The organism is Nostoc sp. (assembly GCF_036919555.1).
GTDB lineage: Bacteria > Cyanobacteriota > Cyanobacteriia > Cyanobacteriales > Nostocaceae > Nostoc.
This window is the reverse complement of the sequence record NZ_JBALCS010000022.1, coordinates 39,566-62,356: the sequence shown is the minus strand read 5'-3', so window position 1 is coordinate 62,356 and position 22,791 is coordinate 39,566. Positions and strand designations below refer to the sequence as shown.

25 protein-coding genes are annotated in these 22,791 nt (G+C 40.3%); 9 read left to right on the top strand and 16 right to left on the bottom strand.

The window, feature by feature from the left end; all coding sequences use genetic code 11:
* Positions 1–437: 437 nt before the first annotated feature.
* On the bottom strand, positions 438–1,721 hold the full coding sequence (locus tag V7K36_RS07970) for an ankyrin repeat domain-containing protein (RefSeq protein WP_335114655.1): 1,284 nt from the start codon (positions 1,719–1,721) through the stop codon (positions 438–440).
* 297 nt (positions 1,722–2,018) lie between these two features.
* Here V7K36_RS07970 and V7K36_RS07965 point away from each other — a divergent pair, with 297 nt between their 5' ends.
* Positions 2,019–2,489 (top strand): DUF4079 domain-containing protein, encoded by a 471-nt coding sequence (locus tag V7K36_RS07965; RefSeq protein WP_334825366.1) that lies wholly within the window; start codon positions 2,019–2,021, stop codon positions 2,487–2,489.
* Positions 2,490–2,547: 58 nt separating this feature from the next.
* On the opposite strand, the gene V7K36_RS07960 is transcribed toward V7K36_RS07965, so the two are convergent.
* On the bottom strand, positions 2,548–3,222 hold the full coding sequence (locus tag V7K36_RS07960; protein ID WP_334825368.1) for a DUF1997 domain-containing protein: 675 nt from the start codon (positions 3,220–3,222) through the stop codon (positions 2,548–2,550).
* 178 nt (positions 3,223–3,400) lie between these two features.
* Here V7K36_RS07960 and V7K36_RS07955 point away from each other — a divergent pair, with 178 nt between their 5' ends.
* Positions 3,401–4,057 carry an NAD(P)H-binding protein gene (locus V7K36_RS07955; RefSeq protein ID WP_335114653.1) on the top strand — a complete coding sequence of 219 codons (657 nt, stop codon included), beginning with the start codon at positions 3,401–3,403 and terminating at the stop codon, positions 4,055–4,057.
* 267 nt (positions 4,058–4,324) lie between these two features.
* Here V7K36_RS07955 and V7K36_RS07950 read toward each other — a convergent pair whose 3' ends face one another.
* Positions 4,325–4,789 carry a DUF29 domain-containing protein gene (locus tag V7K36_RS07950; protein ID WP_335114651.1) on the bottom strand — a complete coding sequence of 155 codons (465 nt, stop codon included), beginning with the start codon at positions 4,787–4,789 and terminating at the stop codon, positions 4,325–4,327.
* Between the two features lie 565 nt (positions 4,790–5,354).
* On the opposite strand from V7K36_RS07950, the gene V7K36_RS07945 reads away from it, so the two are divergent.
* Positions 5,355–6,041 (top strand): glycoside hydrolase family 24 protein, encoded by a 687-nt coding sequence (locus tag V7K36_RS07945; RefSeq protein ID WP_335114737.1) that lies wholly within the window; start codon positions 5,355–5,357, stop codon positions 6,039–6,041.
* Between the two features lie 7 nt (positions 6,042–6,048).
* Here V7K36_RS07945 and menH read toward each other — a convergent pair whose 3' ends face one another.
* The 5 genes from menH to metG form a co-directional block, all read right to left on the bottom strand.
* Complete coding sequence (menH, locus tag V7K36_RS07940; protein ID WP_335114649.1) at positions 6,049–6,864, bottom strand: 2-succinyl-6-hydroxy-2,4-cyclohexadiene-1-carboxylate synthase; 816 nt, start codon at positions 6,862–6,864, stop codon at positions 6,049–6,051.
* Between the two features lie 399 nt (positions 6,865–7,263).
* Positions 7,264–7,665, bottom strand: a complete 402-nt coding sequence (locus V7K36_RS07935) for a metal-sensitive transcriptional regulator (RefSeq protein ID WP_335114648.1) — start codon at positions 7,663–7,665, stop codon at positions 7,264–7,266.
* Positions 7,666–7,797: 132 nt separating this feature from the next.
* A complete protein-coding gene (gene lptC, locus V7K36_RS07930; RefSeq protein ID WP_335114646.1) occupies positions 7,798–9,006 on the bottom strand; it encodes an LPS export ABC transporter periplasmic protein LptC in 1,209 nt (402 codons plus the stop codon).
* The gene (locus V7K36_RS07925) at positions 9,006–9,635 is read right to left on the bottom strand and encodes a LabA-like NYN domain-containing protein (protein ID WP_334825812.1); all 630 of its coding nucleotides are present in this window, start codon (positions 9,633–9,635) and stop codon (positions 9,006–9,008) included. Before V7K36_RS07925 ends, lptC begins: the two co-directional genes overlap by 1 nt.
* Positions 9,636–9,800: 165 nt before the next feature.
* Positions 9,801–11,405, bottom strand: coding sequence for a methionine--tRNA ligase (metG, locus tag V7K36_RS07920; RefSeq protein WP_335114645.1), 1,605 nt, complete (start codon positions 11,403–11,405; stop codon positions 9,801–9,803).
* A 388-nt stretch (positions 11,406–11,793) separates the two neighbouring features.
* Here metG and V7K36_RS07915 point away from each other — a divergent pair, with 388 nt between their 5' ends.
* Together V7K36_RS07915 and V7K36_RS07910 are read left to right on the top strand one after the other, a co-directional pair.
* Positions 11,794–12,519: a lysophospholipid acyltransferase family protein gene (locus tag V7K36_RS07915; protein WP_334825816.1), complete on the top strand. Its 726-nt coding sequence runs from the start codon at positions 11,794–11,796 to the stop codon at positions 12,517–12,519.
* A gap of 78 nt (positions 12,520–12,597) precedes the next feature.
* Positions 12,598–13,419, top strand: coding sequence for an alpha/beta fold hydrolase (locus V7K36_RS07910; RefSeq protein WP_335114643.1), 822 nt, complete (start codon positions 12,598–12,600; stop codon positions 13,417–13,419).
* A gap of 67 nt (positions 13,420–13,486) precedes the next feature.
* Here V7K36_RS07910 and V7K36_RS07905 read toward each other — a convergent pair whose 3' ends face one another.
* A complete protein-coding gene (locus V7K36_RS07905; protein WP_335114641.1) occupies positions 13,487–13,744 on the bottom strand; it encodes a hypothetical protein in 258 nt (85 codons plus the stop codon).
* Positions 13,745–13,897: 153 nt separating this feature from the next.
* Between V7K36_RS07905 and V7K36_RS07900 the strand changes: the two genes are divergently transcribed.
* Positions 13,898–15,355 (top strand): helix-turn-helix domain-containing protein, encoded by a 1,458-nt coding sequence (locus V7K36_RS07900; protein WP_335114639.1) that lies wholly within the window; start codon positions 13,898–13,900, stop codon positions 15,353–15,355.
* Positions 15,356–15,411: 56 nt separating this feature from the next.
* On the top strand, positions 15,412–16,683 hold the full coding sequence (locus tag V7K36_RS07895; protein ID WP_335114637.1) for a tetratricopeptide repeat protein: 1,272 nt from the start codon (positions 15,412–15,414) through the stop codon (positions 16,681–16,683).
* Between the two features lie 100 nt (positions 16,684–16,783).
* Here V7K36_RS07895 and V7K36_RS07890 read toward each other — a convergent pair whose 3' ends face one another.
* Together V7K36_RS07890 and V7K36_RS07885 are read right to left on the bottom strand one after the other, a co-directional pair.
* Positions 16,784–17,059, bottom strand: coding sequence for a DUF3349 domain-containing protein (locus V7K36_RS07890; RefSeq protein WP_335114635.1), 276 nt, complete (start codon positions 17,057–17,059; stop codon positions 16,784–16,786).
* Between the two features lie 2 nt (positions 17,060–17,061).
* Positions 17,062–17,469, bottom strand: coding sequence for a DUF1308 domain-containing protein (locus V7K36_RS07885; protein ID WP_335114633.1), 408 nt, complete (start codon positions 17,467–17,469; stop codon positions 17,062–17,064).
* 164 nt (positions 17,470–17,633) lie between these two features.
* Here V7K36_RS07885 and V7K36_RS07880 point away from each other — a divergent pair, with 164 nt between their 5' ends.
* Positions 17,634–18,800 carry an EcsC family protein gene (locus tag V7K36_RS07880; RefSeq protein ID WP_335114631.1) on the top strand — a complete coding sequence of 389 codons (1,167 nt, stop codon included), beginning with the start codon at positions 17,634–17,636 and terminating at the stop codon, positions 18,798–18,800.
* A 652-nt stretch (positions 18,801–19,452) separates the two neighbouring features.
* Positions 19,453–20,541 carry an aromatic ring-hydroxylating dioxygenase subunit alpha gene (locus tag V7K36_RS07875; RefSeq protein WP_335114629.1) on the top strand — a complete coding sequence of 363 codons (1,089 nt, stop codon included), beginning with the start codon at positions 19,453–19,455 and terminating at the stop codon, positions 20,539–20,541.
* Between the two features lie 386 nt (positions 20,542–20,927).
* Here the strand turns inward: V7K36_RS07875 and V7K36_RS07870 are convergent, their stop codons facing one another.
* The 5 genes from V7K36_RS07870 to V7K36_RS07850 all read right to left on the bottom strand — a co-directional run bounded on the left by V7K36_RS07870 (position 20,928) and on the right by V7K36_RS07850 (position 22,543).
* Positions 20,928–21,296, bottom strand: coding sequence for a hypothetical protein (locus V7K36_RS07870; protein WP_335114628.1), 369 nt, complete (start codon positions 21,294–21,296; stop codon positions 20,928–20,930).
* Positions 21,297–21,620: 324 nt separating this feature from the next.
* Positions 21,621–21,773: a DUF3368 domain-containing protein gene (locus tag V7K36_RS07865; RefSeq protein ID WP_335114735.1), complete on the bottom strand. Its 153-nt coding sequence runs from the start codon at positions 21,771–21,773 to the stop codon at positions 21,621–21,623.
* Positions 21,774–21,914: 141 nt separating this feature from the next.
* Positions 21,915–22,115, bottom strand: a complete 201-nt coding sequence (locus V7K36_RS07860; protein ID WP_335114626.1) for a hypothetical protein — start codon at positions 22,113–22,115, stop codon at positions 21,915–21,917.
* On the bottom strand, positions 22,112–22,357 hold the full coding sequence (locus V7K36_RS07855) for a UPF0175 family protein (RefSeq protein ID WP_335114624.1): 246 nt from the start codon (positions 22,355–22,357) through the stop codon (positions 22,112–22,114). Before V7K36_RS07855 ends, V7K36_RS07860 begins: the two co-directional genes overlap by 4 nt.
* Positions 22,358–22,372: 15 nt before the next feature.
* Positions 22,373–22,543: a hypothetical protein gene (locus V7K36_RS07850; protein WP_335114622.1), complete on the bottom strand. Its 171-nt coding sequence runs from the start codon at positions 22,541–22,543 to the stop codon at positions 22,373–22,375.
* Positions 22,544–22,791: the final 248 nt, after the last annotated feature.

The window sequence follows — 22,791 nt, the reverse complement described above, 5'->3', positions numbered from 1 at the left end:
CCTAAATGGTCGCAGATCAACCTTTTTTGGTGACTTGTTTGTATTTAGCCTTTAGGATGATACATAAAAAATGATCCTTAGAATACTTTTCTCATCAAGTAAAAACTATATATTTTGCACATCTAGCACAGTAGGAAACGCCGAGAGGGAGACTAGGTAAAAGGTAAAAGGTACAAGGTAAAAAATAAAAGGTAAATTTACTTCTTCATTTTTGCTTTCTTTCTATCCTTGTAACGCAAGCATTTGGCCTGCTCCGTTTCGGCGTTTTAATTTTTCCTTTCTCCGCCGTAGCAAGTTCACAACAGCTACGACGGAGTTTTGCTTTCTTTGTTTCTTATGTCTAGATTTGGTTGTTTTAAAAGTTATTAACCCTCATTTAATGATTTGTCAAGACATTTCTGAAAATATTTTAGATGAAGAATTCAGATGGCTATTAGCTATTCTTGCGCCCCAGCTTTTTGGAGACTTTGGACGACATTCTTATAACCATTAAATTCTGCAATCATCAAAGCAGTATAACCACCCTGGTTTTTCAAATTCACATTTGCCCCAGCTTCGAGTAATAACTGCACAATTTCGTCATAACCTGCTGAGGCAGCCCACATCAATGATGTCGCCCTGGCGGAGTCTTGAAAATTCACATCTGCCCCCTTTGCCAGCAGCAAATGTATAATCTCTGTGTGCTTGCGTTCGGTTGCCTTGATCAAAGCAGTTTTGCCATCATCCCCCGGAGTATTGGCATCAGCACCATAGTCTAGCAACACTTTCACTGTTTGGGTGTGTCCTTGTAATGCAGCCAATGTCAAAGGTACTTCACCAAGATTTTTCTGATGAATATCTCCCCCAGAATGCAGCAATGCCTCGACAATTTGGCTGTGTCCCTGCAACGCTGCTACAAGCAGTGGCGTATCACCCAGATGGTTCCTAATTTGGACATCTGCACCCCTGTTAAGTAACACTTGCACCACATCAATGTAGCCTTCCACAACGGCAAGATGTAAGGCAGTTTCACCATCTTGGTCTTGGAAATTAATCTCGGCACCTCGATCTACTAAAGCTGCTGCGATCGCACTGTGCCCAGCAGCAGCTGCTGCCGATAATGCAGTTCCACCATCAGCGTTTTTCAGATTCACATCAGCCCCTGCTGCTAGCAATGCTTCCACAACTTCCAGATGTCCCAAGTCTGCCGCTAATGTTAAGAGTGTCTCACCCTCTTGATCTTGGATATTCACATCGACATCAGTTTGGAGAATTGCTTGTAGAACTTCTATTTTTCCCTGCTTAACGGCGAGTTTCAACGCAGTATCATCATCTTTATCTGCGATATTAACTTGGGCATCAGCAGCCAATAAGACTCGCACTACATCAATATAACCTTTGAGTACTGCTGCCATTAAAGCTGTGCTGCCATCTTCATTAGTGGCATTGACATCAGCACCTCTGGATAATAAAAGCTGCACAATGTCAAGCTGTTTGGCACTAACAGCCAACATCAAAGCCGTCAAACCATAGAGTTTTCGGGGCAAGTTAATATCTGCCCCAGCATCCAGAAGCGATCGCACAATTTCGGTGTAGCCTAAATTGGCAGCAAACATTAACGCCGTCGTGCCTTGGCGATCGCACGCATCCACCAAGGCACCAGCAGCCAGTAGCGGACACAGCCCCTTGATATCGCCACTTTTAGCAGCTTTTAGCAGCAAAGTATCGTTGTTTTCAGTCATGGATCAGATCCCACACAGGGGTTTTGTTCGTCTACCCTCAAAATTTAGTCTGAGATTGTTTATCCACTTTGGCAAGAGGGTTATGCAATTCAAAATTCACTCATTCAAAATTCAAAATTAAGAAATACAGTCTTGGCAAGCATTCTATCTCTTGACTGGATGCAAATTAAAGTAAGGGAGGCTTCACTCTTGTTTTCTCTCCCCATCCCTGGGCCTGTTTTAATTTGTGCAACTTTAAGCACAGAAAATAGAGTTATGCTAATTTTTATGAAGATTTAATAATTAGGCGAGAACACGATGAGTCTGGAACTTTCTGCGTCGGTGAAATATTGGCTGAACTTCATCCATCCGGTGCTCATGTGGGCGCTATTAGCACTCTCAATTTATGCTGCCTATTTGGGACTGCAAGTACAGCATACCAGAAATGCTCAGGGAGAAGAAAAGAAAGAACTGATTAAAGGTAGATATAACGTCAGACACTACCAAATGGGGTCTATACTCCTAGCTTTGATGGTAGCAGGTGCGATCGGAGCTATGGCTGTCACCTACATTAATCATGGTAAGTTATTTGTCGGCACTCACCTGTTAGCAGGACTGGGCATGACGAGTCTAATAGCATTTTCTGCTGCTTTGTCCCCTTATATGCAGAAAGGGGCAAATTGGGCGCGTGCAACTCACATTTTGCTAAATTTCACGCTTTTGGGACTTTTTGCTTGGCAGGCTGTCACCGGCGTGCAAATTGTTCAAAGAATTCTCACTGGTGCATAAATAAGTAGTCCTTTGTCAGTTGTCATAAACTAATAGCAACTGACAAAGGACTCTTGACTCACCGCTTTTGCTTGGAATTGACACCAAAGGGTATTTCCAAAGATTTCTGAAAATCTTCCTGAACTTTGCGAGTTAAGCGGCGGGAGACTTGGCGGACAATTTGGTTAAGTAAGCGATCGCCTGTAGATTGAATTATAGACTGGGGTAATCGCTGAATAAACCTGGGAAAGTGCAAATAAACCCTTAAATCCAATTCCCATTCAACTCTCGTAACCTCGCCAATGCGAGTGGAAGCATCGGTTTCTATTAACTGTAGAGATGCTCGATAATCGACGTCATAACCAGGCGGATAGTAGTCAGGAATGGGGATTGTACGGATACGGTAAATACCTTCCTCTGGGGGCAACAATTCCAAACCAATTTTCGGTTCTACTTCATAACCAAAAGCACCAAAACGACCAATTACTAAAGCGTAGCCATTTTCCCCAAGTGATTGCACTTTCATGGGTTCAGCGCAATGAGAAAACCATGAGGCGTGAGCATTAAGATAGTCAGCAACCTTCTCTATTGGGGCAGGCATTTCCATAAAATCTTCATAACGACCGGAAAATGTTGTGAGCGTCGCTACATTTGCTTGTCTTAATACGTCCTCGGCTTCTTCTTGGTTGGACGCTACAGGTAAAACTGCTTCTGTTATTTCCCAGGATTTATATTCGCTTTTTCTTGAAAGCATAAATGCGTTACTGTATAATTTTGTGTCGGTCTATATTAATAGTTCCCCAGATGCTTGGGTCATTTCGTACTAGTATCCCATTTTCACCGAAACCTCATTAATCTGCCATCAACTCCATAGAATTACTAAAATCAAGAACTGAACAAGCACATAATAGTTTCCCAGGATAACATTTCTCATGAAAGCATTTGTAGCAGGGGCAACGGGTGAAACAGGTCGCCGGATTGTGCAAGAATTGATAGCGCGGAATATTCCCGTCCGAGCCTTGGTGCGGGATATAGAGAAAGCTAGGGGTATTCTGTCTCCTGAAGCCGAATTGGTAGTAGGCGACGTGTTACAACCAGAAAGTCTGACTGCTGCGTTGGGAGATAGCACAGTTTTGTTAGTTGCGACTGGAGCAAAACCGAGCTTTGACCCCACTGGCCCCTATAAAGTAGATTTTGAAGGAACTAAAAATTTAGTAAATGCTGCCAAGGCAAAGGGAATTGAGCATTTTGTCTTAGTTTCTTCTTTGTGTACTTCGCAGTTATTCCATCCACTAAACTTGTTTTGGCTGATTTTGCTGTGGAAAAAACAAGCTGAAGAGTATATCCAGAAAAGTGGTCTTACCTATACGATTCTGCGGCCTGGTGGGTTGAAGAATGAAGATAACCTCGACGCGATCATAATGCAAAGTGCTGATACACTGTTTGACGGTAGCATACCCAGGCAAAAAGTTGCCCAAGTTGCTGTTGAGGCACTGTTTGAAACAGATGCACGCAATAAAATTGTCGAGATTGTTGCCAAACCGGAAGCAGCCTCAAAAAGCTTTAAGGAGCTATTTCAACAGTGCTGATATCCTAGAGGATTCTATTATCCAAAACGATCGGCTCACATCTTCATGGAAAAGCGATGTCTACGCCTACGCACTTTGTCAAGTAGTTTGCTTCATCTAAATTGACCGCCCTTGATTCTACTTTCCAAAGCGATCGCTCCATCCTACACCCAAAACGTAGGGTTAAAGCGCATTGATCATACGACGCTTTACCCCTACACTCATTCACGAGAGACACGCGATCGCTCTGAAAAATTACCTCTAAAAAAATGCGATATAAAATCACTTTTATTGTGGGAAGTACTCACTATTAAAAATATCTTCAGGAGTAAAAGGGCATTGTTCTGGAAAAATCTCAGGGGATAAACCTGTTTTTTGAATTGCTTGCCTTCTGGCTTTAATATAAACTGCATCCAAGCAGCTAAGAGAATAGTTATAAAGTGTATTGGAACGAAAATAAAATTCTAGCTCATCACGGAAATTAGTTATTTCTATTTGCCAGCCTCGTTGACAATTCTCTTTTTCAGTTTCCCAATAACGATAAACTAAAAGATGAATTAACAATTGTTTTAAGTAACTTTCTACTTTTCGTCTTTGTTCAATTCCCAAAGCTTCAATTTCTTCTGATAAATGTTGCCAATCCAGATTTTCAATATCTTTGTTTTCTAATTGTTTAAGTGTTGTTTCTACCCATAAATAATAATCTTCGTCGTAAAGGGTAGGTTCAACAGATTTTAATATTTCTGTTGTCATAGCTAATCGCTGGGAAAATTAACTATCTAATTATAACATAGGTAGGCGTAGCTCTTTCTCCTTCATCAACAAAAAGCGATCGCCTTAAGTTTCAGCCTATCATCAATAACAACTAATGTGATTTTGAGGAGGATGATTTTATTGGATCAGTTTTTTGCCATAAGCTAAAAAAATCGTTATGGAATCGTCAAAGTTCTAAACAACAGATTGAAGAATAATTCAGCTATTCTGAATTCAGGAGTCAGAATCAATAATAACAGAATAAATATCTCGGTTATTTCAGATTACCTGTAATTATAAGTTATATTTTCGATATATCTCTTTTTCAAGTTCAAGCTTTTATTCATCTATCTGTATTATCATTGCATCTTCTGCTCCATACTCATAGGTCATGAGTTGATATAGTTCTGATTTACAGCACTCAGAAATAACGGATATCATGTAACTAACAATCAGGTGTGAACTTTGTCAGAATAAGTTCGTCAATCATTGTTGTTAGCAAAGAGAGCGAATTTGAAGGAGTTGGACTCTGAAAGGCTTTGAATTCAAAGGTGTTGAAAAACTTATTGGGCCAATAGCCGCGCTTCTCGGCTTTGTGTATTTGTTGCAATGGTATATTGGAGACTTGCGATCGCCTTCTGATCCCATCTTTGAAAATAAACAGCCGCCTTTGGTGATGAAACAGGGCGACCCCTATATCCGCGCTTTAATGCGAACCATCTCGGCGAGTGAGGCTAGTGGGAAGCGTCCTTATTCGCTGTTGTATGGTGGACAGCAAGTCAACGACCTTAGCCGACATCCTGAGATATGCGTCACAATTGTTATAGGCCCCAACACAGGTAATTGTTCTACAGCTGCTGGCAGATATCAAATTATCAACATTACTTGGTATCGTTTAGCCCCCCGTTATCACCCAAAGCCGATGCAGATGATGTTTTGGACTGGTTATAGTTTTGAAGCAGAATATCAAGATGTAGTAGTTTACCGTTGGTTAAGTGATTCTAAAGTTTGGGAAACTGATATTTCTCAACTGTTGCGTCAGGGAAAGTTAAATGATGTTTTGCGGCTACTCTCTCCCACCTGGACAAGTCTAGGATATGGCATAGAAACTAATTCTGTTAGTAGCTCTTTGTCTAAGATTTATCAGAAAATGTTGCAAGAGGAATTAACCGCAGCGAAGCAACCACCAAAAGTTAACTCAGCCCCAACTCCCCAGATTCAGCCATTAGGTAAGCAGCCAAAGAAGCAGTAAAATCAGTTTACTGCTTATTGAAAAACTCTCGGATATTTTGCACAAATTCTACAGGATTTTCAAAGTGAATGTTATGTGCAGTATTACTAATTACTTTTAGTTGTGCAACTTTACATATATTAGCTATTTCTGTATTTATATCTCGAAACTTTTGATCATTTTCACCAGCTACTAAAAGTAAAGGCGTTGTATTGTATTTGAGTTTTTGCCATAAAGATGGTTGATTCCCAGTTCCCATAAATTGGAGTGATTTTGTTAATTCAATCAGATGATTGTGCAAGCGATTTTCTAGCAATATTTCAAATTCTGGATGATTTTTGATAGAACCAAAAATTGGCTGACTATACCAATTTGATAGAAAAGTAGCAAAATCTGTTTGAATAATACTTCTGCTTAATTTTCTAGCTATCTGAGCATCACGTCTAACTCGTTCTAATCGATCTGCTTCTGTTGCTAAACCTGGGGAAGCTGATTCTAATACAACTTTTATAAAACGTTCTGGGAAATGTATAGTTAAATATAAAGCCAATCTTCCGCCCATCGAATAACCAAATAAGTGGCATTTATCTATTTTTAATTCATCTAATAAATTGATTATTGCTTGAGCGGTTGGTTCCATTTTATAGTATTTATCACCTCCTAAAACTTGGGTTTTACCATGTCCTGGTAGGTCAAGGGTGAGATAAGAAAAATCTTCACCTAGTAATTTTATGGCTTGATCAAATTCATTCATGTTTCCCATGAAACCGTGCAATAAAAGAATTAGAGGTTTGTTAGTATTTACATTTAAATAATAGTTAAATTTATATTCTTTTAAAGTCATTTTTATGAGGATATATATTCCAAGTCTAGTAGGCGATGCCTTCTCTACGAGAGGCTACGCGTAGCTTGCTTCCCTGTAGGGGTACGGCTGGCTTCACTACGAGAGGCTACGCCAACGCCTACGCTTTTTTAATCCTTGGCAAGATAATGCCCTGCTTTGAAACTCCCCAGACCATCTGCTATGACTGTGAGACACTTACAGCAGATTGCAACAAGCGCCTCTGTACAGATTATTGTAAGGGCACAACATTGTTGTGCCCCTACCTGTGTACCTCATTTACCTGAAAAACGCTGTATGTTAATTTTGGCATAAAGAAGCCTGTGCCTGAGTCAGTACACCCAATCTGACATCTCTACAAAATATATTGTCATGCTAGTTAATTTTTTATTTTTCTAATTCTTAAGGTAAAAATCGATCCAAAGCAGCTTTCAACTGTTTAATTTCAACATCAATATTACCTTCTTGTGCGGCTCTAGCAATACAATCAGTTAAATGTTCATCCAAAACAATTCGCGCTACCCGATCTAATGCGCCGCGTACTGCGGCAATTTGCAGTAGAACATCAGGACAAGGGGTACTTTGCTGCACCATTGCCTTAATACCGCGAACATGTCCTTCTATACGGGATAATCGATTGACAATTCGCCGTAAAGACTCTTCGCTATGGACGTGAGCATGAGCCGAATCTCCAGTCCCATGAGTATGAGCTGTATGCTCGTGGTCTGTATCGTCATGGTGGGAATGTTCTGCTTGTTGGGATGTTGGCAAGGATTTCCTACCTAATCGGTTTGATCCATTCATGGGTTATCAAAGGAGTTGTAGTATTAAGATCCTAGCCTACTACTCGACCAAAATTTCTGAGTGGGGGAGTGGGAGGATGAGAGAGAGTTGGAATTTTGTTGATCTCCCCACTTCCCATTCCCTCTAACTCTACTACTGACGATTGGCTCTTTCTTGGGGAATAATCTCTGTTACTACCCTACCGCTAGAACTGCCACCTTTGACAACAATATTTTCTGTTTGCAGATTACCAACGGCTGTTTCACCCGTAAAATTTAACGGTGGGTCAACTTGTCGATAAATTATATTTCCCTGAGCTTCAACTAACTTATTGTCTAAATACCAAGTTAATGTATTAGATTTCAAAGACTGGCGACGCTGACCAATGGCGTTGACATTACCTGTTAAATAAACCGTTTTTTGCGGTATTTTCATTTCACCTTGATTTGCGGTCACAGTAAGATTTTCGGCACGCTGAAACATCCGCACGGGGGAATTTGTACTGACAGTTTCTGCATTCATGTTCCAGATCATAGAGTTACTAGCTATTTGCACTGGTGGGTCTAGTAATTCTAATTGAGCATTCTTTTGAATAGTGGCAATTTTCGTTTTTAAGTTGACTTCGGCAGAATTTCCTTTGCCGCGATCGCTAATTTTATTATCTTTGTAGCGGTCAATTTGTATGGGGCGATCGCCAATCAGTTTTTCTTCTTTAATATTCCAGATCAAATGCTCAGTTCGGATTTGCATCTGGGGATCAGTGGAATTGGCTACTACCCCTCCAGAAAATTCCATGCGCTGTTCGCGGGTTTTAACTCGCGCTTCTTGAGCCACTGCTTGTAGTTGTTTATGAGTACCGTTAATCTGGTTGCGGACAATCAATAAATCTTCTTTAGGACGCCATTCTAATTCATTACCTCGCAACACAATTCCATTACTAGGATCTATGGCAAATATCTTACCCTTAAGAAGCAACTGCTTTCCATCCTGTTCAATGTCTGCTACATCTGCCTTGATTTGGTAAACCACTTTGCCATCTTGGTATAGTTCACCATAAGGACTTTCAGCCTGACCAATTTGTTTTTCTTTGGTGTATTTTGCCCGTGTCGCCCTGACTTTCCAAATCGGTCTTCCTACTTCATCTGCTTGTTCTAGGGTGACATCAAAGAAAGTTAAATTGTTATCTTGATTAGATGAAGACGTAGTATTTTGTTGAGAAGCTGGGGGGGATTTACCCCCGCAAGCAACTAAACCAAATACCAACAAAAAGGTCAATGGTAAAAGAAGGAAGGAGGGAGTGGAGGAGAAATTTTGAATTTTTTTCTTTTCCCGTCTCCCCCTTTGATTAAATTGATGCGCCATTATTCTTGGATTTCTAGGTGTCCATCACTAGTTCTGGGGTCTTCCAAAAAACCGATACCAGATAAAGGCCGATATGGATAGCTTTGGCGAGGGGTTTTTTGAATCTCCTCTTTGATGGCTTCTAAATCAATGTAGCGATCGCTTACATTAATTAAGCTGTCGCTGGTCATCGAACGTAAACTCACGACTTCTACTCGCACGCCACGATAACTGACTGAATTTACCGCATATGCCAAATCTCCATCACCGCTAACTAAAACTGCGGTATCATAGGAATCTACTAGCGCCATCATGTCTACTGCTATTTCTACATCCAGGTTAGCTTTTTTAGAGCCATCTGGTAGCTGTACCAAATCCTTAGCAATGACTCGATAGCCATTACGACGCATCCACAGCAAAAACCCCTGTTGCTTCTCGTTTGTCCGATCTACCCCAGTGTAGAAAAAAGAACGCAGTAATCTAGAACCCCCAGTTAATCGACACAAGAGCTTCGTGTAATCGATTTCGATCCCTAGTTGCAATGCAGCGTAAAATAGATTTGAGCCATCAATAAATATGGCAACCCTGCCCCGATTCTCCAAAACTTGTTCTGGCGTAAAGATTGAATCGTTTTCCAAATTATGCAACATTGTTGTGATACCTCAATTTTTATCCCTGTTATTTTTGATACAAATTACCAACTTTTAGATGCTAGTCACAGCGGCTTATGATAATGTTTCGGGGCTAATTAAGTTAAGCCCCGATAAATTTTTTGAGAGAATAAGAAATTGAACAAAATCAGAGTTTGATAAGGACTAATCGTTTTTCGGGGGTTCTATTCGCTTAAAAACCGGTTGGGGTGTACCCAAGAGTTGTTTGCTAGATAGTATCCCCCATATCGCATGAGTGGCAAAAGGAGCGGTAATTGAACTTTGTATTTGATCGTTAAAGTTTATTCCGAAGCCCAGTTGCTGATAAATATCGCTACTGATGTTCGGAATAATTGGGGATATCAGATAAGCTGCTAGTCTAACTGATTCTAGAACTGCGTAGAGAACCTTTTCTACCGACTCCTGTTGTCCCTGTTTATATAATGACCAAGGAGCTTGTTCATCAATAAACTTATTACTGGCTTGCACCAGTGAAAGGATGGACTCGCAGGCTTGACTGAAAGCTAGCTCCTGGTATGCTTGTTTTACCTGTTGACCTAGACGTAAACCAATTGCTTTCAAAGGATTTTCGTCAGGAATCGCTTCATTGCCGATTGATGGGACATTATTCTCGGCGCAGTATTTCTTCACCATGTTCAAGGTGCGATTGAGCAAATTACCTAAATCATTTGCCAAATCTGCATTCAGAACATTAATGAACCTTACTTCATTAAAATCTCCATCCTTGCCAAATTCGATTTCCTTAAGGAAGTAATAACGAACGGCATCACTACCATAGCGCTGAACTAACGCCACAGGATCAAGGGTATTACCCAGACTTTTGCCCATCTTCTGACCATCTTTGGTCAAAAAACCATGCCCAAATACTCGCTCTGGTAAGGGTAAGCCAGCCGATAATAGCATTGCAGGCCAATAAACTGCATGGAAGCGCAGAATATCCTTACCAATTAGGTGCAAGTTAATCGGCCACCATGTTTCTAAAGCATTTGCTAAAGTCGGTTCTGCATCTGGTTCTAGTAATGCCGTTACATAACCTAGCAGCGCGTCAAACCAGACATAAAGGGTGTGCTTGGGATCAACTGGTACGGGAAAACCCCAATCTAGATTTACCCGTGAAATTGAAAAGTCTTGCAGCCCTTGATTTACAAAGCTGAGAACTTCATTACGCCGACTTTCTGGCTGAATGAAATCCGGTCTAGATTGATAAAATTCTGTCAGCTTATTTTGATATTTCGATAAGCGGAAAAAATAGTTTTGCTCGTCTCGCCACTCGACTTCTTTGTTAGTATGAATCGGGCAACGGTGTCCTTCTAGGAGATCCCGTTCTTCTTTGAATTCTTCGCAGGATACGCAGTACCAGCCTTGTTGTTGTCCCTGGTAGATATCACCAGATTCCCAGACTCGCTCAAAGAATTCTTTAACGATCGCTTCATGACGAGGTGCAGTAGTCCGACTAAAGCGATCGTATTGAATGTCTAGTAACTCCCATAAACTCACGAAGCTAGGGACAATTTCATCACAAAACTCTTGTGGTGCTTTTCCTAAACTTTCTGCCGAGCGCTGAATTTTTTGCCCATGCTCATCTGTACCTGTAATTAGTAATACCTGATGCCCCAGCAGCCTCTGAAATCGCGCGACTACATCTGCTGCGATCGTCGTATAAGCACTGCCTATATGGGGAACATCGTTGACATAATATAGAGGTGTTGTCAGTGCAAATGTCTTTTCTGTTTTATTCACTAGATTCATGCAAAATAAAAATTAACTTATTTATTAAAACGTTTTACATCTTTGTTTTCGTCGGTAAAATCAGAGAAATCATACAATATTATTCCCATTTTTTTCAATAATAACTTAATATTAGCAAATTTCTCAGGTCAAGAATTCTTTTATAATATGCATCAATTCAGCTGATTTTTGCCGAAAAGATAGAAATTAACTAATCATAGTTTTTTTTAATAGTTACTATTAGATAATGTTATTGTGATCAGGAATACATAATCCCAAACGCAGAAAATCTAGCTGCTTTTGTTGATCAGACATTTCTATCTTAAGACGGTGATGGCAATAGTAAAGAAATGTAAAAATTAATTTAAGATAAACTGCCATATTTACCGGAAAAATATATTGATTAGGTATGAGTAGAAATAGCCCCCTGGAGATTTCTCGCGCTTTGGTGGCGGCACTCTCAACGCAAATGTTTCGCTATTATGAAGACCGCATTCCCCACGATGCTAGCGTGTTGGTAGTCAGCAATCACCGCAGCTTTATGGATGCACCGATTTTAATGGCGGCGTTATCGAGTCCGATTCGCTTTGCCTGCCATCACTATATGGGACAAGTGCCAGTAATGCGGGAGATTGTCACCGGACAATTGGGTTGTTTTCCTTTAGAGGAAACTCAAAACCGCCAGCAAAGCTTTTTTTCGCAGTCGCAGGTGCTATTGCAGTCCAAGCAGATGGTGGGAGTATTTCCAGAAGGGACTGAACCAATGGTGAAATTTACTCAGCCAAACCAGGTGGGTGAATTTCATCGGGGATTTGCCCATTTGGCATTGCGAGCGAATGTGCAGGATTTAGCAATTTTACCGATCGCGATCGCCTCCTTAGAAGAGGTAAACACGAATGGCTTCCCCTTAAGTCTTTTGAGTGTATTTGACCCTTCAGAACCTTTATTTAACCAAGGTGGTTGGCATCCTTTGGTAATTTATCGGCGGGTTGCGGTGTTAATCGGTCGCCCTTATTGGATTACGCCCCAACAGCAGAAAAAATATCACGGGAAACAGGCCAAAACTGTTGTAGCTGAACTGACGGAACACTGTCACGGCGAAATTAGCAACTTACTGCGTCAAGGTTGCTATTAAGGTCAAAAGCACCGAAGCTTTTATAAGTAAAAATCAGCAGTCCAAAAGTTTTATACCATTAACTAGTGACAAATAACTATGCCAGAAGTTGAGCTAAATCCTTGTTTCCTGACTCCTGAACGAGTACAGCCAGAGTATCCACTATTGGTATATTTGCCAGGAATGGATGGAACTGGTCAACTATTGCGATCGCAAACTGCTGGATTAGAAGCTGGCTTTGATGTCCGTTGTTTGGCGCTCCCACGCAAAGACCTTAACACTTGGGATGTCTTAGCTAAGAGTGTATTGGACTTGATCCACGCCGAATTAGAAAAAAGCTCTCAGAGGCCAGTTTACCTGTGTGGTGAGTCCTTTGGTGGTTGTTTGGCAATAAAAGTGGCAATCCAAACACCGCAGTTATTTAAGCGAATTATCCTAATTAACCCAGCTTCGTCCTTTCATCTTCGCCCTTGGTTGAATTGGGCATCCCAACTTACTTACTTGGTGCCATCAGGATTATATGATATTGGTGCATTGGGGTTGTTGCCCTTTCTAGCATCTTTGCCCCGCATTTCTCAAAGCGATCGCTATGATCTGCTGAAAACTATGCGTTCTGTACCGGCGGAAACCGTTCATTGGCGGTTGTCTTTACTGCGAGATTTTCATGTTGATGAGGAACAGTTACGTCGCTTAACTCAACCAGTTTTGTTGATTGCTGGTGCTAGCGATCGCCTTTTGCCTTCTGTAACTGAAGTGAAGCGGATAGGGAACATCTTACCAAATAACAAGATTGTGGTGTTACCCCATTGTGGACACGCTTGCTTGCTAGAGCAAGATACTAATCTCTATGAAATTCTTAAGGATAACGATTTTTTAGAAAGTAAAGCTGATATCGGTACGGGGCTAGAGGTAAGAGGATAGGGTGAGGGGTAAGGGTAAGGGCGATCGCTCTTTGAGTGCAAATCGCCCACAAGCATTAGTACTTTAACTACTGAAAGCTATCTGGTTTCAGAACTTGCATTAGGAAAGCGATCGCTCTTTTGCCAAAATGGGTAGGCTTACGCTCAGAAACAGCTGATTTTTCAGAAGTATCCGACTTTTGCTGTAACATCACAGGGCGCAAAACCCAGAGTAAAATTGCGATGCTCAGGATAATCGCAGATGGGCTATTGCTCTGCAATAACGGAATTGGGTCGATAGGTAAAGTAGTTGTTGGTTGGCTAATGATGGGTTGTGCTTGAGACATGGAGTTACTTTTCCTGAAAAACTCTACAGTCCCATATTCTAAAAAGGCTTACTGAGGTCGTATCTGAGGTATCTGAATTGATAGCTGAGTTCATAACTGACTTCAACTCAGTGTGGATATTGCTACAATTTAGACAAATTTTTATGATGAGCGATGGCACGATCAATCAAGATCCATCCTGACCGTAAGAAAGAAGTTCTACTTGCTATAGAACGTAATGGTTTTCTTACTCAGGGAGACTTAGCAGCACATCTAGAGATAGCTCTATCTACAGTCAGTAATTTTGTTAACAACAAGCCAACTTCTATCTCGATATTTGAAAAAATTTGTGAAGCGTTAGGGCTAGACAAGCGAGAAATTACTAAGCCAGTTGGTCAAGCTGGCGATATTGTATCTAAGCTGTCTACTCCCCCAGATGGTTTTTTTGCCTATGATCCTAACTGGGTAGGTCGAGAGCAGCTAGTTACTGAACTGAGTGAGAAGCTTCGAGGATCGTGTCGCCTATTGCTGATCCTGGGACTCACAGGAATCGGTAAAACCGCTTTGGCTGAACGATTGGCAGTAGAGTTACAAAACTGGTTCTCTGGAGACTGGAAAAAAAAGTTCAAGAGAGCGAATTTTGATAACCAGAATAAAACCAAAGATTTTGCTGGTGTTGCTGCTAGATGGCTAGAGGAGTGGGGAGAAAAACTCTCAGCAGAAGATAAAAAGCCAGAACGATTGTGGTGGAGATTAGTCAAATACTTGCAAGAAAATCAGGTGCTAGTGTTGATTGATTCTCTAGAAGCACTATTGACGGGAAATGAAGAAGAAGGCTGGGGAGATTTTGCTGATGAGTGGTGGGGAAAATTCTTTGTCAGCTTATTGTCAGCAGAATCTTGTCAAAGTCGATTAATTGTAACTTCACAGGATTTGCCAGTGAAGTTGGTTGACTACCGCTACAAACTTTTTTGGCATCGTCAAGTACTCTATGGACTAGATGAATCAGAACAAATTACCTTATTCGAGACAACCGGGTTAGATATCAGGCAAGAGTCGCCCGATAGACCCCTACTGTTACGGATTGGAAAGGCTTACAAGGGACATCCTCTAGTTTTGCGAGTGATTATTGGAGAAATTGGCGAATCTTTTAATAGTAATGTGCAAGCCTACTGGAATGAGGTGAGCAGCAAAATAGCAGAAGTAGAAAAAGCTTTAGCAGAAGCTGAAGCAAACGCTAGAAAAATTGTGGGAGCAGATGATGATTGGAAATTACATAAACTGACGCAGAGAGTTCGGTTAGAGGTCAATAGACAACGACTAAAAGCTGTTTTTGAACGATTGGAAACTCAAGTCAAAGATGCTTATATTTTGATTTGTGCTGCTTCAGTGTATCGCGCTCCTGTACAAGAAGAGGGGTGGCTGATGCAATTGGTAAATTTTGTCAAGCGTTTAGAGGATCAGCAGTATAACGAGGAGCGTAAAGAAAGAGCATTAGATGAATTATGTAATCGTTTTCTAGCTGAGGAATCCGTTAACCACAATAATAAACGCGTTTTGGGACAACATAATTTAGTTCGCAGCGTGGCACTGGAACACTATAAAAATTTATTGCAAAGCATAAAACATTAGAGTAGACCAGTATGACAACTAATTCACAAACCATTGGTCAATTGCTTTTTACCCAATTGAAAATAAATTTAGATGAAGTGACAACTGAGCAACTTGCTGATTACACAGCGGTAGAATATTATCTCACTGTTGAGGATGATCCACCGCATGATGCTACTAACTTAGAGAAAGTTCGCCGCTATCTAGAAGCATTTAACCACCTTAGCAAAGTTCAGAACTGGGAAGCATCTGGTAAAGTATTATTAACTCGTCTTGATACTCCAACTAAACAGCTATTACATGATCAGCTAGGTACTTGGGGATACTATAGTGAACAAGTTGATTTATATGAACCACTTATAAAAAATTGCGATTTCATCTTGAAAGCTATTGCCTTAAACGGAATAGCTATGTCTTACCATGCTCAAGGTGAGTATTCAAAGGCTATTGATTATTTAAAAGAAGCTTTAGGAATTAGATTTAACATATTTGATGTTCAAGGTATAGCTATGACTCTTGGACATCTGGGAATAGTTTATGATTCTTTAGGATACTCTGATACAGCAATTCAATGTCACCAAATACATTTAAATACTGCACGGAATATCCAAGACCGTGAAGGTGAAACTATGGCTCTGGGAAACCTGGGAAATGCTTACATGACATCAGGAGATTCTATAAAAGCAATTCAATACCACCACCAACATTTACTTCTGGCGCGGGAACTACAAGATCCCCGAGGAGAGGGAAATGCACTAGGGAGTTTAGGAAGCATTTACAATTCTTTGGTTTATAGTAATAGTGCTATTGAGTATCATCAACAACGTTGGTTGATTGCTCATAAAATTCAAGATCGTGCAGGTGAAATCGAGGCTTTAAACAATTTAGGGCTTGTTTATGAAAGTCAGGGAAACTGCTATAAAGCTATTAAATATTGTGAAAAGGCTTTACTGCTTGCACAGGAAGTGAAAGATCCTGAGTTTCAAGGTAAAATTTTAGCAAATCTGGGAACTGCTTATCGTAAGTTAGGCAAATATGACAAAGCAATTGATTGTCTAAAAAAGTGTGTAAACATCAAGCGAAAACTCCAAGACAATAGGGGTGAGGGAAATGCCCTGAAGTATTTAGGGATTGCTTACTATTGCCAGAGAGATTATGTAAAAGCCATCGAAAACTATCAAAAAAGTTTAAGTATAGTAGTTAAAATGCAAAACAACGAAGCACATGAGCAGCTTCTCATATATTTAGGCATGGCTTACTGTGCTTTGGAAGATTATGAAAAAGCGATCGCCTACAATCAGCAATATCTAACCATCGTTCGAGAAGCGATACAGCAGTTGAAGAAATAGTGATTCTAACTTCAAAGCAAAATACTTGCGTCTTCAAAAACCTTAACCACATATTTTTCAACGACGTGAAAGATAAGCGCTATTCAGCTTCTTTAAGCCACTATTCATAACCACAAACAAGCAAAAGCTGTTTCACCTTGTCAATAGCTTCAGCCTTTGGTACATCAGTTGTTCTCACACGATACACATCATTTAAAACAACACCATAATGCTTTGTTGTGTAGTGAGCCACGACTTCTGCTAAGTTCCGCTCTGACATTTCATCATAAAACAATGCCAACAGTGGCAAATAGTCTTGTGTTTCTATTCCATTGGGAAAAGCACACTGAATCAGTTTATAGGTACTTAAAAGATAAGGTGCAATAGTAATTTGCATGGTTAGTTTCCTGTTAAAGGGCAAGGCATATGGATATACACATTGAACTTTACACCCTGAGAAAGTGCTGCTCTGACCGCTTTAGCATCTGCTGTCATTGTCACAATGCCCAACTGATCCCCTGTTCCTAGAATGATGATATCATTTGTGGCCAAACTCCTAGTCGGCTGTAAGTTTAGGGCTACAGTTGAGGGATTGTCAGGTATGATAATATTTAATCTTTGCAGTAATCTACTTGCTCTCGCCTGTTCTGATATTGCACCTGACCATTGAATAATATCAGTGACTTCTTTCAAGGCTGTTTGAGTTATTATCATTTGTTGTCCTTGTAGATATTGTCGTAATTGATAGCGGACAGGTGAGCCTTCAGAAATAAACGCAAACACAGCGCCTGTGTCTAAATTGACCATTTAAACGCCACACTCAACGCGATTATTTTATGGGAATGAGGTGACTTTCCGTAAAAGCGTGACAGGAATTATTAATCTATAACTTGTACTTGTCGGGAGATGTCAAGCCGCTCAGACTTCGCTACAACTTTAAAGAGAGAGGCTTTACAGGATAGGATCAAACAATGGCAGACAAACCCCAAGAAATAGAGGTGAATAAATTAGTTAATTCACCCAGAGAAACTTCAGAAGTAAAAATCCAGGCTCAATCATCAGTAGAAAATAAACCGTCTGTATTAGAGTCTTTTGTTGAAACTGTTGCTCAGACTGGCAAAGCAGTTTTAGACGCAGCAGTAGGGGTGGGAGAAGCGACGGCGAAACAAACACACAAGTTAATTAAGCAAACAACTCAAACTAGCGGTCAGGTTGTGAATCACCTCAGCGAAAATTGGCTGATTAGAAAACTATCTGGAGTATTAAATCTCAATTGGCTAATTGGTGCTACTAACCTTGTTGATTTGGAAAAAGCAGAAGCGGCGGTAAACAAGTTTAAGCAAAAGTATCCCAATGAATCACCCAGCGAGATTGCTCACCGAATCATGGTGGAAAAAGCAACTCAAGCAGCCACAGTTGGACTAGCCACTAGTATTTTGCCAGGAATAGCAGTGGCATTGTTCGCAATTGATTTAACAGCGACAACAAAATTGCAGTCAGAAATGCTTTATCAAATTGCATCTGTCTATGGGCTAAATTTAAAAGATCCAGCCCGTAAAGGTGAAGTTTTGGCAATTTTTGGTTTGGCTTTGGGTGGAGAGCGTCTTTTGAAAGCTGCGGGATTAGGCTTGTTGCGAAATGTGCCGTTGGCGGGTGTAGCGATCGCAGCTAGTTCAAATGCGACGATGATCTATTCATTGGGGTATGCTGCTTGTCGATTTTACGAAGCCAAGTTGGATGAATCAACTTCGCTCACATCGCCACAGACATTGGCAACATTAAAAGCTGAAAGTGAAAAGTATCTCGAAAGTGCCATCGCTCAACAAGCTCTCATGGATCAAATCTTAGTTCACATGATCCTTGCTAGTCATCCAGAAAAGACTTGGGAAGAAATTTTACCAGAATTACAAGCTGTAAACCTTACTCCTAGCTCGTTGGATGCCATTGCCCAAAATATCAAATCACCTAAGTCTTTAGATATATTGCTCAATCAGCTAAATCGTGATTTTGCCATACCTTTGTTGACTCAGTGTTACAAAATTGCCCAGCTTGACAATCAGACTACACCAGTTGAGCAAGAAATAATAGAAGCGATCGCTAACAAATTTGACATTGATACAAATCCAATTGAGACATAGAGCATCAAGGATCTGACTTTTGACGGGATCTGGAAAACCTCTCTCTAAACCTTCAAGGGGAGAGGCTTTGAATTCTCCCGTTTCCTAATTTTTTGTTTGGTATCAGTAATTTAAATTTTTATCTAATTAGAGATTTTACTAAGTCTTAATTTTTCAAATATCTATTATGAATGGATATTAGCTAAATTTGGCTGATATTTGATTAGCTCAAAGAAACCTCAATCAAGGTTCTGTTACGCAAAAACTATGCTTCTTTGTGAGTTCGGAGAGGGATGTGTTTTCTTGGCAGGTGAGGTTTTTTGTTTTAGGTAATTTGATGACCGAAACAGACTCATGATACAAGCTCCTAAATTTATTTATGGAGAAGAAAAAAATGTATTTCGAGAGGCGCGGCGTGAGAAATAGGGCGTCCGTTGACTTGCCCCTAAATTTATTTATGGGGATTATTAATTTTGAATTTTGAATGCGTGAATTTTGAATTCGGAGCGTTCGCGCAGCGTCTCGTTAGAGAAGCGATGTGACTTGTGTGTACACCGTGGCTTATCCCAAATAGAGAGGTTAACTGTTTGTCATGGTACTGAAAGTAACTGTTTTTTTAAAGTTTCCATGTTACTTCTAGATTAACTGCTTCACTTCAAGTGAAACCATAAAAATGAATCTCAACTCGCAGACTTTTAGCTCAACCCGTAAACCTAAAAATTTTAATAATCCAGAGCATTTTATTGAGGGATGGTATTGGGTAATACCCTCTCAAAATCTGCGGGTGGGTGAAGTAAAACCTGTCACGATTTTGGGTAGAGAATTAGTGATTTACCGTGGTAAAGACAAAAGATTAGTTATCTTTGATGCCTACTGTCCACATATGGGCGCTCATCTTGCTGAAGGTAAAGTTGAGGGTAATGCACTACGTTGTTTTTTCCACCACTGGAAGTTTGATGCTGAAGGGATGTGTATTGATATCCCATGTTTAGATACGCCGCTTTCCTTAAAGTTACAAACTTGGCCTACTGCTGAGAAGTATGGAATGATTTGGGTTTGGACTGGAGAAATACCACAACAACCCCTACCTTTTGTTCCAGAGTTGGAACAAAAAGAGTATGATGTCGCCATCTCTTCTCATTTTCTGATGAACTGTCACCCCAATGTGGTGATGATTAATGCGATTGATGCTCAACACGTCAATGCAGTTCACAAACTGCCAATAGAAATTATTTTTGAAAGAGAGGAACTGAACGAGAATGCAATTATCTTCAGTAATATTACACCCATCAAAGACAATTCCTTTTTCATTAAGCTCATCCCTCTTTTCTACAAAAATGCTATAACTTACAGTATTTGCTATTGGTACGGTAGCATTGGCATTGTGACACTTGGCCCCGATTTCTTCCATGTCCACACGATGTTTGCAGTTCGCCTCCACGAAGGCGGAAAAGCTGAAGGTCAAATCCTGTTGATTACTAAAAAACGTAAAGGATTTTTTGGTTGGTTATGCAATCGAGTTGTGCTATGGCTGACTAAGATTACAGGTAAATACTTTCTCATGGGTGACATCAAGATTGTCCAAACAATCAAGTTTGATTTGAAAACTCCCATCAAAGCAGATCAATCAATCATGCAGTTTATTAACCATGTTGAAAAACAGCAATCCCTAATGTGGGGGACTTGGCAAGAAGCGCGATCGCGCGATGTGGAGAGTAAGCCCAAGCGTGAGAGATGGCAAGATACAATGAGTAATGATTAGTATCATGTCTATATAGCTATAATTCCGTCAAACTGCTTGGTCAATTAAACTGACACGAAATCATAGCATTGTCAACTATCTTTGTAAGAAATGAATCGGTTGTAGAGGCGTACAGTTGCACGCCCCTACTAACATAGATGTAGCAGGTATTTTGTCAAATACTATAACAATTAATAAAAGTTAAAAGTTCAACGAAATTACTTTTAATTTTTAATTTATTACTGGGCTAGGAGATCAATAAAAAGAAGTGGCAAAGCCACTTCCTAATTCCCAGGTAGAACCTAAGTCATGAGTATAACGACTACAAAAAATTGAAATAGTATAAACAAATACCAATTAACTGGATGTTTCTGTTTTTCTTGTTGTCTGGGTTAGGAAATCCTGATTTACATCAGCCAAATAACTGTATATTTACATAAGTCTGATGATTGCAATGCAGACTCAATTTTATCCAGTTCATCGCTAAGATGTGCTAGTTTTGTCTCTTCATCAAGAAGCTGCTGTTCTAATTGAAACTTGACTGCCGTACCAGCCTCAATAGCTACAGCTTTTTTCATCTGCTTAAACTTCTCGCTGCGGATGTCAAATTCTGCCTGAAGTGCGTCAAGCAGTGTGACTTGTTCTGGTGGATAGGCGGCGCGACTTGGGTCAATCAGTATATCTCGTATAGCCGTTGCATCTTTGACAGTGACTGGTAAATCAGCACCTACGCCAAAAAGTAATGCATAACCGTTGGTAAAAGTTTGGTTTGTCATGCGGTGGGTGAGGAATGCGATCGCCTTTTATACTCTATAACTCAATACAGTTCAGTTAAGGATAATTGTAGGTTGGGTTGAACGAAGTGAAACCCAACAAACCCTGCAAAATGTTGGGTTTCGTTCCTCAACCCAACCTACGTGTGTTAAGGTTTTTGGCTCTAACTGAACCGTATTGATCTATAACTAGTGGAGAGGTGTCTAAACGTGAAATGGTGAGGCAGCGTTGCAGGAGGGTTTCCCTCTGTAGGCGACTGCGGTAGCGAGTCATCGAGCGTCACCCGGAGGGCTTATCGCCAGACATCGCATTTGATTTATATGCTACTAATATTCTCCTGCTGCCTTCCAAATCTCAGTATAAAGCTGAATGCTGACTCGAAAACCCGCTTCAGTCATTAAATCATCTATCACTGGTTTGACAATAGGAATTAAACCTCTATGCTTGGCTACCAAGAGAATCCCTAATAATCCGGTAATTGGGACTCCTAATTTAGTGGCTTCTCTTCTACCAAGCCGTTCGTCAATAAGTAACTCGTCTGCATTGAGTTCGAGCGCCAGGGCTATTGCTTCCGATTCACCTAAATCAAGTCTTTGTTCATTTTGAAGCCTTGCAACTACTTATTGATCAGTAGCTTGTCGAATTTCAATCCAATCCAAAGAAAGTACGGCTGTTACTCGTTCATCTTCATCACTTGTGTTTGCTAATTCATTAGCAACTGCTTCAGGAATTATTACTGTGTTGTATATCTGCCGCAAAAGAGATATATACCCAACGATGGCTAAACTGCTCAATGGCGACGTGTCACTGACTACAATCATAGCCAGCCTTTTTCACGCAAGTGCTGGAGGTCTTCTTCAAATTCAGCCACATCATAGTGTACGCAAATACCGCGATTAGCTAGTATCTTTTGAAATTTTAGTTGATTCATTCCAACTAATTTGCTGGCTTTGCCGATGCTAATTTTATCTTGCTGAAAAAGCAAAATTACGATTTCCTGCCATAATTCTTGTTCTGAAAGACCACTGATTTTGAGAAGTTCGTCTGGAATAACTAAGCTCATAAAAGTTTTATTAACTCATGATTGCATCGTAGCATTGGGGTTTGGATGATACTTTAGGATCTGGTGGATGCGATCGCCATCAATCAGTATATCTCCTATGGCCGTTGCATCTTTGACAATGACAGGTAAATCAGCACCTACGCCAATGAGTAATGCATAACCGTTAGTAAAAGTTTGGTTTCTCATGCGGTGGGTGAGGAATGCGATCGCCTGATAATGAAAACTGAATATTTAGCGTTGCACTATTTTAAATAAAAATATCTAGCGACTTCCTGGCTTAGGCATCCAGCTACTAGAATTGCTGGGATTATTAAACGTCAATAATCCATCAATATTTTCAATTCCCGAAATGCGAATAGATGTATTGTTGAGTCTGCCATCTCTTGTTATATAGGAATCCGATTTGATTTCTGAAAACATACTGAGACTGAAAA